At 52.8% G+C, this 13,918-nt stretch carries 9 protein-coding genes; 3 read left to right on the top strand and 6 right to left on the bottom strand.

Annotation, left to right across the window (positions count from 1 at the left end; genetic code table 11):
• Window positions 1-54 precede the first annotated feature (54 nt).
• The 6 genes from M1L66_RS13140 to M1L66_RS13115 all read right to left on the bottom strand — a co-directional run bounded on the left by M1L66_RS13140 (window position 55) and on the right by M1L66_RS13115 (window position 8,286).
• A complete protein-coding gene (locus M1L66_RS13140; protein ID WP_434693466.1) occupies window positions 55-1,767 on the bottom strand; it encodes a DUF2264 domain-containing protein in 1,713 nt (570 codons plus the stop codon).
• Window positions 1,768-1,781: 14 nt separating this feature from the next.
• Entirely contained in the window at window positions 1,782-2,963 is a 1,182-nt protein-coding gene (locus M1L66_RS13135; protein ID WP_434693463.1) for a glycoside hydrolase family 88 protein, read from the bottom strand.
• Entirely contained in the window at window positions 2,932-4,809 is a 1,878-nt protein-coding gene (locus M1L66_RS13130) for a glycoside hydrolase family 2 protein (RefSeq protein ID WP_434693460.1), read from the bottom strand. The genes M1L66_RS13135 and M1L66_RS13130 overlap by 32 nt, the downstream gene beginning before the upstream one ends.
• Window positions 4,810-4,828: 19 nt before the next feature.
• Entirely contained in the window at window positions 4,829-5,665 is an 837-nt protein-coding gene (locus tag M1L66_RS13125) for a carbohydrate ABC transporter permease (RefSeq protein WP_002600040.1), read from the bottom strand.
• A 17-nt stretch (window positions 5,666-5,682) separates the two neighbouring features.
• Entirely contained in the window at window positions 5,683-6,750 is a 1,068-nt protein-coding gene (locus M1L66_RS13120; protein ID WP_434693458.1) for a carbohydrate ABC transporter permease, read from the bottom strand.
• Window positions 6,751-6,921: 171 nt separating this feature from the next.
• The gene (locus M1L66_RS13115) at window positions 6,922-8,286 is read right to left on the bottom strand and encodes an ABC transporter substrate-binding protein (protein WP_110324940.1); all 1,365 of its coding nucleotides are present in this window, start codon (window positions 8,284-8,286) and stop codon (window positions 6,922-6,924) included.
• 300 nt (window positions 8,287-8,586) lie between these two features.
• Here M1L66_RS13115 and M1L66_RS13110 point away from each other — a divergent pair, with 300 nt between their 5' ends.
• The 3 genes from M1L66_RS13110 to M1L66_RS13100 are packed head-to-tail and all read left to right on the top strand — an operon-like array spanning window position 8,587 to window position 13,918.
• Window positions 8,587-10,488, top strand: coding sequence for a sensor histidine kinase (locus M1L66_RS13110; RefSeq protein ID WP_187020767.1), 1,902 nt, complete (start codon window positions 8,587-8,589; stop codon window positions 10,486-10,488).
• On the top strand, window positions 10,485-12,113 hold the full coding sequence (locus tag M1L66_RS13105) for a response regulator (RefSeq protein ID WP_187020768.1): 1,629 nt from the start codon (window positions 10,485-10,487) through the stop codon (window positions 12,111-12,113). The genes M1L66_RS13110 and M1L66_RS13105 overlap by 4 nt, the downstream gene beginning before the upstream one ends.
• On the top strand, window positions 12,110-13,918 hold the full coding sequence (locus M1L66_RS13100; RefSeq protein WP_434693454.1) for a heparinase II/III domain-containing protein: 1,809 nt from the start codon (window positions 12,110-12,112) through the stop codon (window positions 13,916-13,918). The genes M1L66_RS13105 and M1L66_RS13100 overlap by 4 nt, the downstream gene beginning before the upstream one ends.

Below are 13,918 nucleotides of genomic sequence, written 5' to 3'. Positions count from 1 at the left end.
CAGAAATATGGCCGCAGCATCAGCGGATTCCTATCGCTGATACTGCGGCCATTATTATTCATCTTTCACAAAAGTTTCTACCCTCGTCTCCATGCGAACCTTCTCCCCCTTGCGGATCTTATAGGCAACCGCAGGGATAGACGCGTTGGCGTAAAGCACATTCGTATTGGGATCGGCTCCGATCACGACGCCGGCCGCCTCCGGGCCTTCGCCGGATACGGTACAGCCCTGTTTTCTCCAGGCAGCGGCGGCCGTCTTTCCTTCTGCCGACTCTCCGTACCCTTCTGTAAATTTCTCCACGGCAAAACCACAGTCATAGGCTGTGCAGTCATAGTCGCTCTCCACCTCATGGATCCGCATATGGCCATACTCCGTCGGCACCACGACCGAAGTCACCCGGATTCCCGGGAACGGCTGCCAGTCGCTGACTACCCGGTCCGCAAAGATATGGTACGATTCGCTTACCTTCCTGACAAACACGTAATCATCACCGTCAATCACGAAAGCCAGAGCAGAATCCGGTGCATTCTCATGGAGCACAATCTGGCTGCGCGCCACGGAAAAACCGAATTTCGTGGAATACGCGAACTTGGAGTATTTCTCCGGCACATGGCCGTGGCCGTATTTCTCGCAGACGCCGGCCGGGTAGGCAATCACATCTCTTCCGCGCCGGTGTACAATCATATTGGCCTGGAGCATCATTTTCACCTCTGCCAGAGCCGGAAGCGGTGCGGCCTCCGCGCTCCAGAACGGGTGGTCATCCGGAAGCGCCAGACACAAAAGCGTCTTCATTCCCCAGTACGGCGACCCCGGCGCATTGTAGCGCTCTGCCATGATTAAATTCGGATACGCGTAACCGATGGTCAGCACGCCGTCCCGATCAAATATCTTCTGCTCGCACCACCAGTTCAAATGGCGGGCGAGAATTCCCTTTACCACGGCCACGGGAATGTCATCGAGGCCGGCAAATACATAGGCCGCCCAGAACGCCGCCTCGCCAAACCGGTAGGATAAACTCCTTCCATAGGGAAGCGCCGCCCCATCCGCATCGAACCAGCAGATGAAATCCCCGGCGAAGATTCTGGCCCGTTCCCGGAAGCGGGCGCACCGTTCCGGATCGTCATCCGCCATGGCCACGGAATACAAAAGCCCGTAGTAATGCATGGCAAATGAGATATAGTAATCCTTCTGCCCCGACGCGCCGTCCCGGTACCAGCCGTCTTCCAGATAGTAGCTTTCGATCTTATCCAGGCCGGACTTCAGATTATCTGCATCGTAGCGGCAGCCGTTTTTCATAAGAGCCACATTGACCAGAATCATAAAAAACTGCCAGTTGCAGTCCGGTATGATGTGCTCGTTAATCGCGTAAAGCCAATCCGCCAGATGCTTCTGCCCTTCCGCCCCGAGGGGCTCCCAGACCTTCTCCGGCGTAAAGATCATCCCGCTTGCAATGGCCGCCATCTCCACAAACCTCTGGTCATAATCCGTAAAGCCGCCCCAGTATTCCGGATGCGCCGGGTCTGTTCCGTTCCTAAGCCCCTTCTGATAGATTTCCTCAAAGGCGCCGTTTACTCCGCCGCCCTTCCAGAAGGGAACCAGGGCCCACAGCGGCCGGGAAAATGCCTCCATCTCGATGCTGACCTCCGGATAGGTCACTCCGCTGTCTCCCAGATGCAGACGGGCGCCGCCCTCGCTGTATAATGGTTTTAAAGGATTCAGGACGGAGAACATCCAATCCCTGAAATCCTGTTTCGTCTCTAATCTCATTTTTTTTGCCTCCTCTACCAGTATGGGTTCCAGTCTTTCGAGAGTCTCGTCAGCGCTTCCATATAGAAGTAATCGCCCCAGATGTTGCACTCGTCAACGCCCTCCGGCGTACACGTGTTATACGGAGATTTCTTGGAGTAGGTGCTGTGAAGAACCAGGCCGTTCGATTCCGCCCCGCTCTTTACCGCGTAATTTTCCACCACGGACTTCATGATTTTCTTTGCTATGGAGGTGTAATATTTTGCATCCTCATCGTTTAAATATTTCGCCATTTCCAGCATTCCACAGGCGGCGATGGAGGCAGAGGAGGAATCCCGCGGCTCCCCGGAACCGTCTCCAAATTCCAAATCCCAGTACGGTACGAGATCTTCCGGCAGATGGTCCAGGAAATATCCTGTCACATGCTTAAAATCGCTGATATACGCTTCCCGCTTCGTATACCGGTAAGCCATCGCTGTGCCGTAGACGCCCCACGCCTGGCCTCTGGCCCATGCGGAGCCATCCCGGTATCCCTGGCAGGTCGCCCCGTGATCCGGTTCTCCCGTCTCCATATTCATGAAAAAGGTGTGCCACGTAGAGTAATCCTCCCGAATGACATTGGCGATCGCCGTATGGATATGCTTCTCCGCAATATCCCGGTATTTAGCGTCCCCGGTCTCCTCCGACGCCCAATAGAGCAGGGGCAGATTCAGAAGACAGTCGATGATAAACCGGTAGTTCTCCGGCTGATCCATCGGCCCCCACGCCTGGATAAATTCCCCGGTCGGATGGTATCTGGTGATCAGCTGGTCCGCCGCCATGACAGCCGCCCGTTTTCCCTGCCTGCTTCCGGTCAGCTTGTATCCGGCGACGCAGGAAGGGCTGTAGAGAAAGCCCATGTCGTGATGGTCCACGTCCGCCTTCGTCTCGATTCTCTTATAAAAGCTGTCGATCTGAATCGCTCCTGCTTCCTTCAGAGCCTCGTCCCTGCTCCATTCATATGCCAGCCATATCTGGCCGGTCCAGAAGCCCGTCGTCCAGTTGACATTGGGTGTCGGCCGGTAGAAGCCCTCCTCGCTGTACGCCTTCTTGAAGGAATGCGTAAATTCCTTTAAATTCTCCTTCACCTGTCCGGCGGCAAAATCCATAGCCTGACGGCACGCCTCCCCGGACAGCTCATTCTTTTCATTCAGACGTCTGATCGTATCCGCATTCATGTTTTAAAACCTCCTCGTAGTAGTTCTGCATCAGATAAAACGCCGGTTTCTTCCGGCTCCTGTCCTCTGTGATCAGTCCCTTGATGTTATATCCCTTCTGGTACTTTCCCAGCCGCTTCGGCGTGCGGAAATCAAACAGGATCCAGGGCGTTGTCCCCTGAATATACGGAATCCTCCGGAACACGGCGATCTGGTTTTCGTAGATCTCCTCCTGTTCCTTTACTGTTCCTCTGACACGTCTGGCGCTGTTGTCGTTCTTCTCTTTCGTTCCGGTTCCGGCTTCAGCTTCCTCTGCCTCAAATGCCCCATCCGCGCCGAATTCGCTGATGATGACCGGCTTTTCCGGCGCCGACTGTTCCAATATGGTGCTCAGTTTGGTGTAGTCCGGATCATACCAGCCGTAATATTCATTGAGTCCGATCACATCCAGATGCGTCTCCAGCCGGTCCGCAATCCGCAGATTCACGGTATCCACCAGACAGGCCGCGGAGATCAGCCTGGACGGATCGGAACGCCTGGCATACTCCGCTAAGTCCGCCATGAAGCGGTATCGCTCATCCGTATCCGGATTCTCATTACCAACGGACCAGATGATGACGCTGGCCCTGTTCGCATCCCGTTTCATCATCTCACTTAGCTGGCTTTTCGCCTGTTCAAAGGTATCCGGATTCCCAAAGTCGATCCACCAGTACACGGGGATCTCCTCCCACAGAAGGAGGCCTTCCTCGTCGGCCAGCCGCGCCGCCCATTCCGTATGGGGATAATGGGCCAGGCGGACGAAATTGCAGTTCATCTCCCTGGCCAGGCGGAAGGCTTCCCGTATCTCCTCCTTCGTCACCGCCTTTCCATGGTCCCTGGAGTCCTCATGGAGGCAGACACCACGCAGGAACAGAGGCCTGCCGTTCAAGCGTATGGAACGGCCCGCCGTCTCAATGGTACGGAAACCGACGCGGTCCGAGATCCGGTCGGAAGCCCGGTTCTCCCCGTCATATAAAGTCAGCCGGGCGTTATAGAGCCTGGGATTTTCAGGGCTCCACAGCTCCAGCTCCGGAACCTTCAGCTTCAGCCGGCCCGTTCCGTCGGGGCCGAAATCCATGATTTCACAGACTCCGATCTCCGGTATTTCAAAAAATGCATTGTAATCAGGCGAAATACTGCCGGCTGCCACCGCTTCCACTGTAATTTCCCGCTCTCTTCTTCCGCTCAGTCTCACCTTCATATCCTGAATAAAGACCTCCGGAAGACGAACGAGTGTTACACTCCTGTAGATTCCTCCATACGGAAACCAGTCCGTGTTGAGCGAAGGCACATCCGCCTGATGCCTGGTCCCATCCGCCACGACGATCAGCCGGTTATCCGCTCCCTCCTTCAGACTCTCTGTCGCCTCCACGCAGAAAGGCGTGGAGCCGCCTCTGTGAACGCCGAGAAAACAGCCGTTTAGAAACACCCTCGCCTCACCGGCCACCGCTCCGAACCGGATGAACACCCGCTCATTTCCACGGCTTCCATATGAAAACCGGCGGCTGTAAACCGCCGGTCCCTCATAGTAGAAATACTCCGGTTTTGCGAGATTAAAGACACCGGGAACCGGCACGGTTTCCCAGTCGTCGAAGGCATAATCAAGGGGTACCGCGCGCCCTTCCTCATTCGTCCCCTCCTCCAGAAACCATTTGGCCCGGAGACAGTTATCGTATAGGTCCACGGAGAAATTCCAGAGTCCATCCAGACTCTCTTCCTCTCTCCCTCCCTGCATAATCAGGCTTTCCGCCCTGATTAAGGGAGCGGAATAAGCGTTTTTGTATGCCTCGTTGTGAATATTGTCCACGAAATTTTTAATCTCTTCCATTGAAACCAGCCTTTCCCGATCAGCCCTTTACGCCAGTCGCCGCGATGCCTTCCACAAAATACTGCTGCAGTGTCAGGAACACGATCAGAACCGGAATTAAAGACAGTACGGAGGCCGCCATGATCAGGCCGTATTCAGAGCTGTACTGGCTTAAGAACATTTTTAATCCCAGCTGAAGGGTCTTCTTGGCTTCCGTTTTTAAGTAGATGAGCGGTCCTAAGAAGTCATTCCAGGTGTTGACGAAGGTGAAGATCGTCAGTGTGGAGAGCGCGGGCTTGGAGAGCGGAAGCATGATCTTCGCCCAGATCTGATACTCGTTCATACCGTCGATCCTGGCCGCCTCACAGAGCTCATCCGGAATTCCCTGGTAGAACTGTCTCATCATGAACACGCCGAAGGCAGAGAATGCCTGGAGGCAGATAATCGCCAGATGCGTATCGTTGAGTCCGAAGCTTCTCATCATCATGAACTGCGGAACCATGTATACCTGCCACGGAACGGCGATGGTTGCGATATAAGCCAGGAACAGTCCGTTCTTATGCTTGAAATTCAGTTTTGCAAATGCATACGCTGCGAAGCTGCTGGTAAGCAGCTGTAAACATGTAACGATTAAAGTGATCTTGACCGTATTTACGACGAATTTCATAAGAGGAATCTTCGTCCATATATCTATGTAGTTTTTCCATCTCGGATTCTCCGGTATCCACTGAATCGGGAAGATAAATACATCCTTATCCAATTTCAATGAAGCTGACACCATCCATGCAAACGGTACCAGCATAAGGAATGCAAAGACGATCAGGACTGCATAGAGAATAACCCGGCTGATCTTATAATTTGTGCTTTGTACTTTCATATTTATTCCTGCCCTCCTTAATTCGCATACTTCTTCTCACCACGGAACTGGATCAGCGTGATGACAAGGACCATCAGGAACAATACCATGGCGACCGCGCTGGCATATCCCAGATTCCAGTTACGGAACGCTTCCTCGTAAATATGGTAGACGAGAACCATGGCTGAGGAGCTGACAACGCCGTTGGAACCGCCGGCCAGCATGTATACGATATCGTAAACCTTGAAACAGTTAATCGTTAAAATAATCGTGACAAAGAACGTCGTCGGCTGCAGCTGCGGCCATGTGATGTAGCGGAAACGCTGAAGGGAATTAGCCCCGTCTAAGCTGGCCGCCTCATAGAGCTCGGCGTTGATTCCCTGTAAACCTGCTAAATAGATGACCATGTAATAGCCCATGTTCTTCCATACGGAAAACAGTACGATGGTGAACATAACCCAGTGGGGGTCGGCCGCCCATTTCGGCAGGCTCTTCGCAGATACGCCCAACTGATATAAAATCATGTTGATGGGACCGCTCTTCTGGGGACTGAAAAGCATGTTCCATACGGCGGCCACGGCCACCAGCGATGCTACGTAGGGAAAGAAGCTGACGGTACGGAAAAAATTCCGTCCCTTGACCTTCTGATTTAACAGGACCGCCAGCCCCAGCGCACAGGCCAGGGTAAAGGGCACCGTCGCAAGACAGTAGACGATTGTATTGACAAAGGATGCCCGGAATCTGGCGTTTCCGACCATCTGTATAAAATTCTTGAGTCCTGCGAACTCCATGGGGCTGTTGCCATCCCATTTCATAAATGCCAGCACAAAGGCAAAGATGATCGGTCCCAGGGTAAATACCGCGAATCCGATGAAGTTGGGAGCAATAAAAGAATATGCCACCATGTCCCTCTTTTCCTGTCTGGTAAACCGCTCTCCCGTGCGCACCTTCTTAATCTTCTCTTCTGTGGTCTCGATCTGGGAGATCAGTTTGTTTCTCTTATGTGACTGTTCTGTATTTTTAAGCTCGCGCTCCAGAGCCTCACGCCTTGTGAGCAGCGCAGCAATTTTTTCGTTTTTCTGTGCTTCTGTTATTGTCTTAGCCACCGGCTTTTCCTCCTTTTTACCATTGAGCACTCTCAGAAACTCCCTTGCACGTTTCCGAGAGTACTCCTTTACCATTCCACATTTCGTTTCAAATTCAGAGGGGATTCTTTAAATGAGGCGGGCTTTTATTCTGCCCGCCTCTTGATGTTGCCTGATTGTCGTCTGCGCTTTTTATTCAGCCAGGATAGCGCTTACCTGCTCATCCATCTGTGCGATTCCGTCATCGACAGACATGCTTCCTGTCATGATGGCATCATGTGCTTCGTTTAGTGCGGTCTCAATCTCAGAGCTCTTCGGATGTACCGGCATTTCCAGATACAGATTTGCAGTATTTAACGCGTCTACACTGGTTTCGTCGTCCTTCGGGAAGCCTTCCGTTGCAGATACCAGGTTCGCCACTTCGTCTGTCATAACAGCCGGGATTGTTCCTGTTGCCGCGAGAACCTCTGCGCCTTCTGCTCCGCTTACGAAATTTACGAACTCCCAGGCCAGATCTTTATGAGGTGCGTTGGTCGGGATTGCAAGGGAGGTGATGGTTGCCAGTGTGGAACCAGCCTCTACGCCGTCAGCATGAGGATACTTTGCAATTCCCCAGTTTGTGCAGTCTGTGTACTCGCCCGTTTTGATCTTCTCGATCAGTGTGGAGATGAACCAGGTTCCCATGTTCATCATCGCTACGTTGCCCTGGGCAAATGCGCCGGAGTAATGAAGGCCGCTGGTCTTTAAGGTTGCATAATCCTGGCATACGCCATCTTCCTGCTCTGCAAGAACCATGTCGTAGTATGGCTTTAAGAACTCATACTTTCCGTCCAGAATCGTATTCTTTCCATCCAGGATACCGAACAGCTGAACTGCGGATCTCCATGTGTGGTAGTGAGCGCCGTATACTTCCTGGCCTGGGGTATCGACGGTTACGGATCTGGCCAGCTTATCATACTCATCGAATGTCATGTCGTTGGTCGGATAGGCAACTCCTGCCTTGTCAAATACGTCCTTGTTGTAGAACAGCACCCAGAAGTCATTTCTGAATGGAAGCTCGTATAACTTGCCGTCTACCGTAATCTGATCGGTAAGTCCCTTGTACTGAGCCAGATCCACACCGGAATCTGATATGTAGCTGTCGAGAGGCTCCAGCACACCCTTGTTCACCAGAGTCATATAGCCTGGAACGTCCTTTACGGTTACTACGTCGAAGTCGGAACCATTGCCTGTAAGCTCTGTGGCAAGTACAGTCTGGTAATCGGTGGATCCCAAATCTACCATTTCAATGGTGACATCCGGGTGAGCCTTCTCGAACTCATCGATGAGCGGCTGATAATAGGTCGTGGAGCTGATATCCCAGACAGACCACTTAAGAGTTGTCTTATCTCCAGAGGCCGCTGCCGTCGTGTCCGCCGGTGCCTCTGCCTTCGTTGTCGTCTCCGTGGTTGTTCCTTCCGGTGCAGCCGTTGTTTCCTTGCTGCTGCTTCCGCAGCCAGCCAGCGTGGTAACTGCCATCACTCCTGCAAGCGCGAGACTTAATGCTCTTTTTTTCATTGTATTCCCTCCTGATTTGAATTTGGTAAATCTCATCTGTCTGTGATTTACTATGCCTAAATTATAACCGGACCGCCGGCTGAAAAGAATGGATTTTATCTCATAAAATATTCATTATTTATTCACAATTATTTCATAAACCCCTTGGCAATGTAATTTTTTACGATTAATAATACAATTTCTCTATTGTATACATATTGCATTGTTTTTCGTAAAGTACCATTCCATTTTTCATTGACAATTTACAATAAATAGTCTAATTTTGTATATAGAAATCTGTAGAGAGAGGAATTCATCCTTATGATAAAGAAATTTCTTCCCAGTTCCATCCGCGGAAAAATCATGGCCGTAACGGCGGCGATCACGGTTCTGATCGCAGTCATCACCATGGCAGTCTGCTACTCCGTATTCCAGTCTTTTCTTATGAAAAACCAGATTCAGTCCACGGAATTCAACCTTTCCGTCGTCAGCAGCAACATGGCAGAGGATATGAAGGAGATCGTCACCTTCACCAAATGGTGCTGCTCCAACAGTGAGGTCGGCCACTATCTGGAACGGCTGAAGGACCAGCCGAAGCTCCCAACGGCTTCCAAGGACACCGAGGCCCTGCGCCCGCTGGCTCTGACCGCTTACAAGCGGCTGAATGAGGAATACATAACCTCCGGGACCGCTGGCGGCAAGAAGTATATGGCCCGTGTCATCATCTCCACTCCCAATACCGGGAATTTCCTGCAGTCCATGACCAGCGCCAATTACTCCAGCTCCTTCGACGCCGCGCGGGTCAGCAAAAGCAGTTTCTTCGCTCCTCTGTTTGAAAGCCCCGACTTTCGATGGATCGGGGTGGTGGACGATCCGATCTCCAATGCCAATCACGAGAAGATCATCCCCATCGTGCGCCCCGTGTATGACGAATACAGCCTGGAGATCATCGGCTGGACCTATGTGGAGGTCTCCTCCCGCCTGTTCACGGACTACCTGGCATCCTATCCTCAGGCCAGCGACAGCCAGCTGTTTTTAACCATCGGGGACAAGACCTACGGTTCTTCCAGCAGCACCTGGTCCGATCCCTCCATGCCCTATACCGATTTTAAGCCTGTGACCGGCACTGCCACACTGGATCCCGGCACGCAGGTATTTTCCGTGGTCTCCCCCAATGGGGAAAAACGAATGCTGGTCCGGCGTCCTGTCGAGGTGGAGGGAGCCGACGGCTGGTATCTCTCCCAGGTTTTATCCCGGCAGCAGTTTAACCAGCAGCGCATGGTCTACCTGCTGCTGATTGTCGGAATCAGTGCAGCCATCATCTCCCTCGGCTGTCTGCTGACCATTCTCTTGAACAAGATCATCAGTCAGCCCATCAAACGGCTCAGTTTAAAGATTGACGCCATCGCAGACGGAGATTTCTCCAGGGACAGTGAAATCGAATGGAACCACGAACTGGGTTCCATCGGCCGCGGCATCAACAATATGTCGGAAAATATTGTAACCCTGATGGACAAGCGGGTGGCGGACGAAAAGCAGAAAAAAGATCTGGAATACCAGATTCTGCAAAGCCAGATCAATCCGCATTTCCTCTACAATACGCTGAATTCCATCAAATGGATGGCCACGATCCAGAACGCCACCGGCATCGCTGACATGACAACAGCTCTCGCCAGACTGTTAAAAAGCGTCTCCAAGGGGACCTCATCCATGGTCACCCTGCGGGAAGAGCTGGACCTCGTCAAGGATTATTTCCTTATTCAGCAGTACCGGTATGGCGGAAGCATCACCATGGACTACCACATCGAATCGGAGGAACTTTACGGCTGCGAGATCCACCGTTTCACCCTGCAGCCAATCATCGAAAATGCGCTGTTCCACGGGATCGAGCCGAAGGGAACCGCAGGTGCCATCACGGTATCCGCAGAATCCGGCACCGTGAACGGAAAGAAAGTGCTGAAGATCAGCGTAACCGACAACGGAATCGGCATGACCCGGGAGACCATCGATTCCGTGCTTCACGAGGAAGACAACCCCGGCAAAAACAAGACCGATTTCTTCCGCCACGTGGGAATCAGCAACGTAAACCGGAGAATCCAGTACGATTTCGGACCGGAATACGGAATCACCATTGTCAGCGAACCGGGCGTGTATACGACCATGACGATCGTACGCCCTTATATTAACCAATCTGAAAGGAAGAAAGATGAGGATCTGCTATGATAAAATTACTGATTGTAGATGATGAGCCGCTGGTTCAGATCGGAATCAAGTCCATGATAAACTGGGAGGAATACGGAATCGAGGTCTGCGGCACCGCCATGAACGGCGCCAATGCGCTGGATTTAATTGAGGAATACTCTCCGGAGATCGTCATCACCGACATCCGCATGCCCATCATGAACGGACTAGAGCTTGCAAAGACCTGCCGCGAAAAATACGGAAGAATTCCTCTCTTCATCTTTCTGACCAGCTACGAGGAATTTCAGCTGATCAAGGAGGCCATGACGTATGAGGCCGTCGATTACTTAATCAAGCTGGAACTGAGCGCAGACTCTCTGGCAGACGCCGTGAAGAAGGCGAAAAACCGTCTGGAAAACCTTCAGGCCGTCGTAAAGGCCAAAGACCCTGGCCGTCCCCTGCTCCAGAGCTACTATGATAAATTCATCCTGCGCCTGCTGCACAATCTCTTCGACACGGAAGAACAGTTCCATCTCCAGGCGAAGGATTTGAAGCTGACCTTCACGGACGCCTGCTACTGCGCCGCCCTGTTTGAGATACGCGAGGAATCCCATGGTTCCATGGACCATGCCAAGCTGATGAATCTCTGCAGCAGCACCTATTCCATGGCCCGGGATATTTTGAACAAGCACGTTCCCTGCTACGCCATCTCTCTCGATATGAAGCATTTTGCCGTGATTTTCCACGTTCAGAAGCCGGAGGACTTAAGCGGCGCCCAGCTTCAGAGCGCAGTCAAAAATGCGGTGGAAATGGTTCACAACTACTTTAACGTCACCGTGCTGGCCGGGATCGGCAGTCCGGTGGAACAGCCCTTAAAGATCTGTGAATCCTACCAGGACGCCCGACAGGCCTTCGGCCGGACCAAAAGCACAGCACCGATCATCCAGTTTTCCCAGGATGACACCCAGTCCGTCAAGAACGCGTTCAATATCGCCGTATTTAAAAATGACATCACCAAGGCTTTCGACGAATTCGACACCGACGTCCTCTACCGGACGCTTTCCGAGATCATCGAACTGTTCAGGGCGCATCCCCTCCGCTTCCTCCAGGCGGTGGACGGGGCCTGCAATATCCTCTACTTAGCGCTCTCCCTTCTCCCTGACGGAGAGGAAAACATGATGGAGATCTTCTCCTCCTACAGCGACGGCTACCGTTCCATCTACCGTTTTACCAGTGTGGATCAGATCATCGAATGGATGAGCATTCTGCGGGACGGCTTATGCGAGGTGCTAAAATCCAAGAGAAAGACGTACAAGGCCCACGTCATCACCAACGTGCAGAAGTACATAGGCAGCCACGTGAGCGAGCGCCTCTCCTTAAATGAGGTAGCCGGCGTCTTCGGTCTCAGCCCCAACTATCTGAGCATTTTATTTAAGAAAAACTGTCAGGTCGGCTTCTCCGAGTATATCTCCCAGGCCAAGATCGCAAAGGCCAAAAGCATGCTCTTAGAGCAGGACATGAAGATCTACGAGGTGGCGGACAGGCTGGGCTTTGAAAGCGCCTTTTATTTCAGCAAGGTATTTAAAAAAGTGGAGGGCATCTCTCCCCGCGAATATATACAGCAAAACACCATCGGACCCGATGGAGAACAAGGAGACACATTATGATTACAGAAGCAGCAAAAACTCTCACTGATTCACTCAGGCTTTTCACGCCCTGCCCGCCGGCGGCCGACAGGGAATGCTGGGAGAAGCTCCCGGAAGACTTGAAAGCCCGCCTGATAAGAAATGGAGAAGCCTATCTCCACTACGAATATCCCGCCTTAACCGCCGTGGATTTCATGGAATTTACACGCAGCGGAAACAGAAGCCGTTACCAGGACAGGCTCTTCGCCAGACGGACCGCTTTAGACAGCCTGGTTCTCGCGGAATGTGCAGAACACCGCGGCCGTTTTCTCGACGACATTATCAACGGACTTTACCTGATCTGTGAGGAAAATGCATGGCAGCTTCCGGCTCATAACTCCTATATCCGTGATACGCCCCAGTTTCCCCTACCTGACGTCACAAGGCCCGTCATCGACTTATTCGCCGCCGAGACCGCTTCCGTCCTTGCCGTGGCGGAATACCTGCTGCGCAGCGAATTAAAAGAGGTAAGCCCCTTCCTCTCCGTCATGATCGACCACGAACTGGAGACACGGATCTTCACACCCTATCTGAGCGAACATTTCTGGTGGATGGGGGATGGAAAGAGCCATATGAACAACTGGACGGTCTGGTGCACCCAGAACGTGCTTCTCTCCGCCTTTACCCGGCCTCTTCCGAAAGAAACACAGACCGCGATTCTTACCAAAGCGGCCGGAAGCATCGACTATTTCCTGGCTGAGTACGGCGAAGACGGCTGCTGCGACGAGGGTGCCCAGTATTACCGCCACGCAGGGCTCTGCCTCTTCGGCTGCCTTGAAATCCTGAACGGAATCACGGATCATGCCTTCTCCTTCGCCTGGGAGCAGGAAAAGATCAGAAATATCGCCTCCTACATCTTAAATGTGCACGTGGATACGGTCTATTACGTCAATTTCGCAGACTGCTCCCCCGTGGCCGGCCGCTGCAATGCCAGGGAATACCTGTTTGGAAAGCGCACCGGAAACCAGGCTCTTATGGAGTTCGCAGCCTCCGATTACCAGAACAGCGAAGACCCGCTCACCCTGGACGAGCACAATCTGTTTTACCGGCTTCAGACCGTATTTTCCCATGAGGAGATGATGCAGTATGACAGGAATCCCGTGATCGTCCACCGGGACCTCTATTATGAAAGCGTCGGCCTCTTTATGGCCCGCGACAGCCGCCTCTATCTCGCCGTGAAGGGCGGAGACAACGGCGACAGCCATAACCACAACGACGTCGGCAGCTTCACCATTTACAAGGACGGAAAGCCGCTCTTCATCGACGCCGGTGTGGAAACGTACACGAAAAAGACCTTCTCTCCCGACCGTTACGATATCTGGACCATGCAGTCCCGGTATCACAATCTCCCCACCTTCGTGGACCACGGCAGGGAGACGGTACAGCAGGCCGGCGAACAGTACCGCGCCGCGGACGTCCGGTATGAACTGGGAGAGACAGCCTGCCGGATCTCCATGGATATCCGGCAGGCCTATCCCGACACACGGATCCGTTCCTACACAAGGAACGCAGTTCTGGAAAAGGAAAAGTCCATCACCATCAGGGATCATTACGAGGGTGACGGCGGTACGGCCGTCCTGTCGCTCATGTTCTGCGAGAAGCCTGCCATTGATCAGAATACCATCCGAATCGGTGATCTGGCCGCCTGTGCAGTGGAAGGCGCTTCCTCCATCACCGTGGAAGAGATTCCAGTCACTGACGAGCGCCTGAAAACGGCCTGGAAGCACAAGCTGTACCGCTGCCTCGTCACCATGGAGGCCCACGATCTGACTCTGACGATTGTTTAG

The organism is Hungatella sp. SB206 (assembly GCF_051132295.1).
Classification (GTDB): domain Bacteria; phylum Bacillota; class Clostridia; order Lachnospirales; family Lachnospiraceae; genus Hungatella; species Hungatella effluvii.
This window is presented reverse-complemented; position numbering and strand designations above follow the sequence as displayed.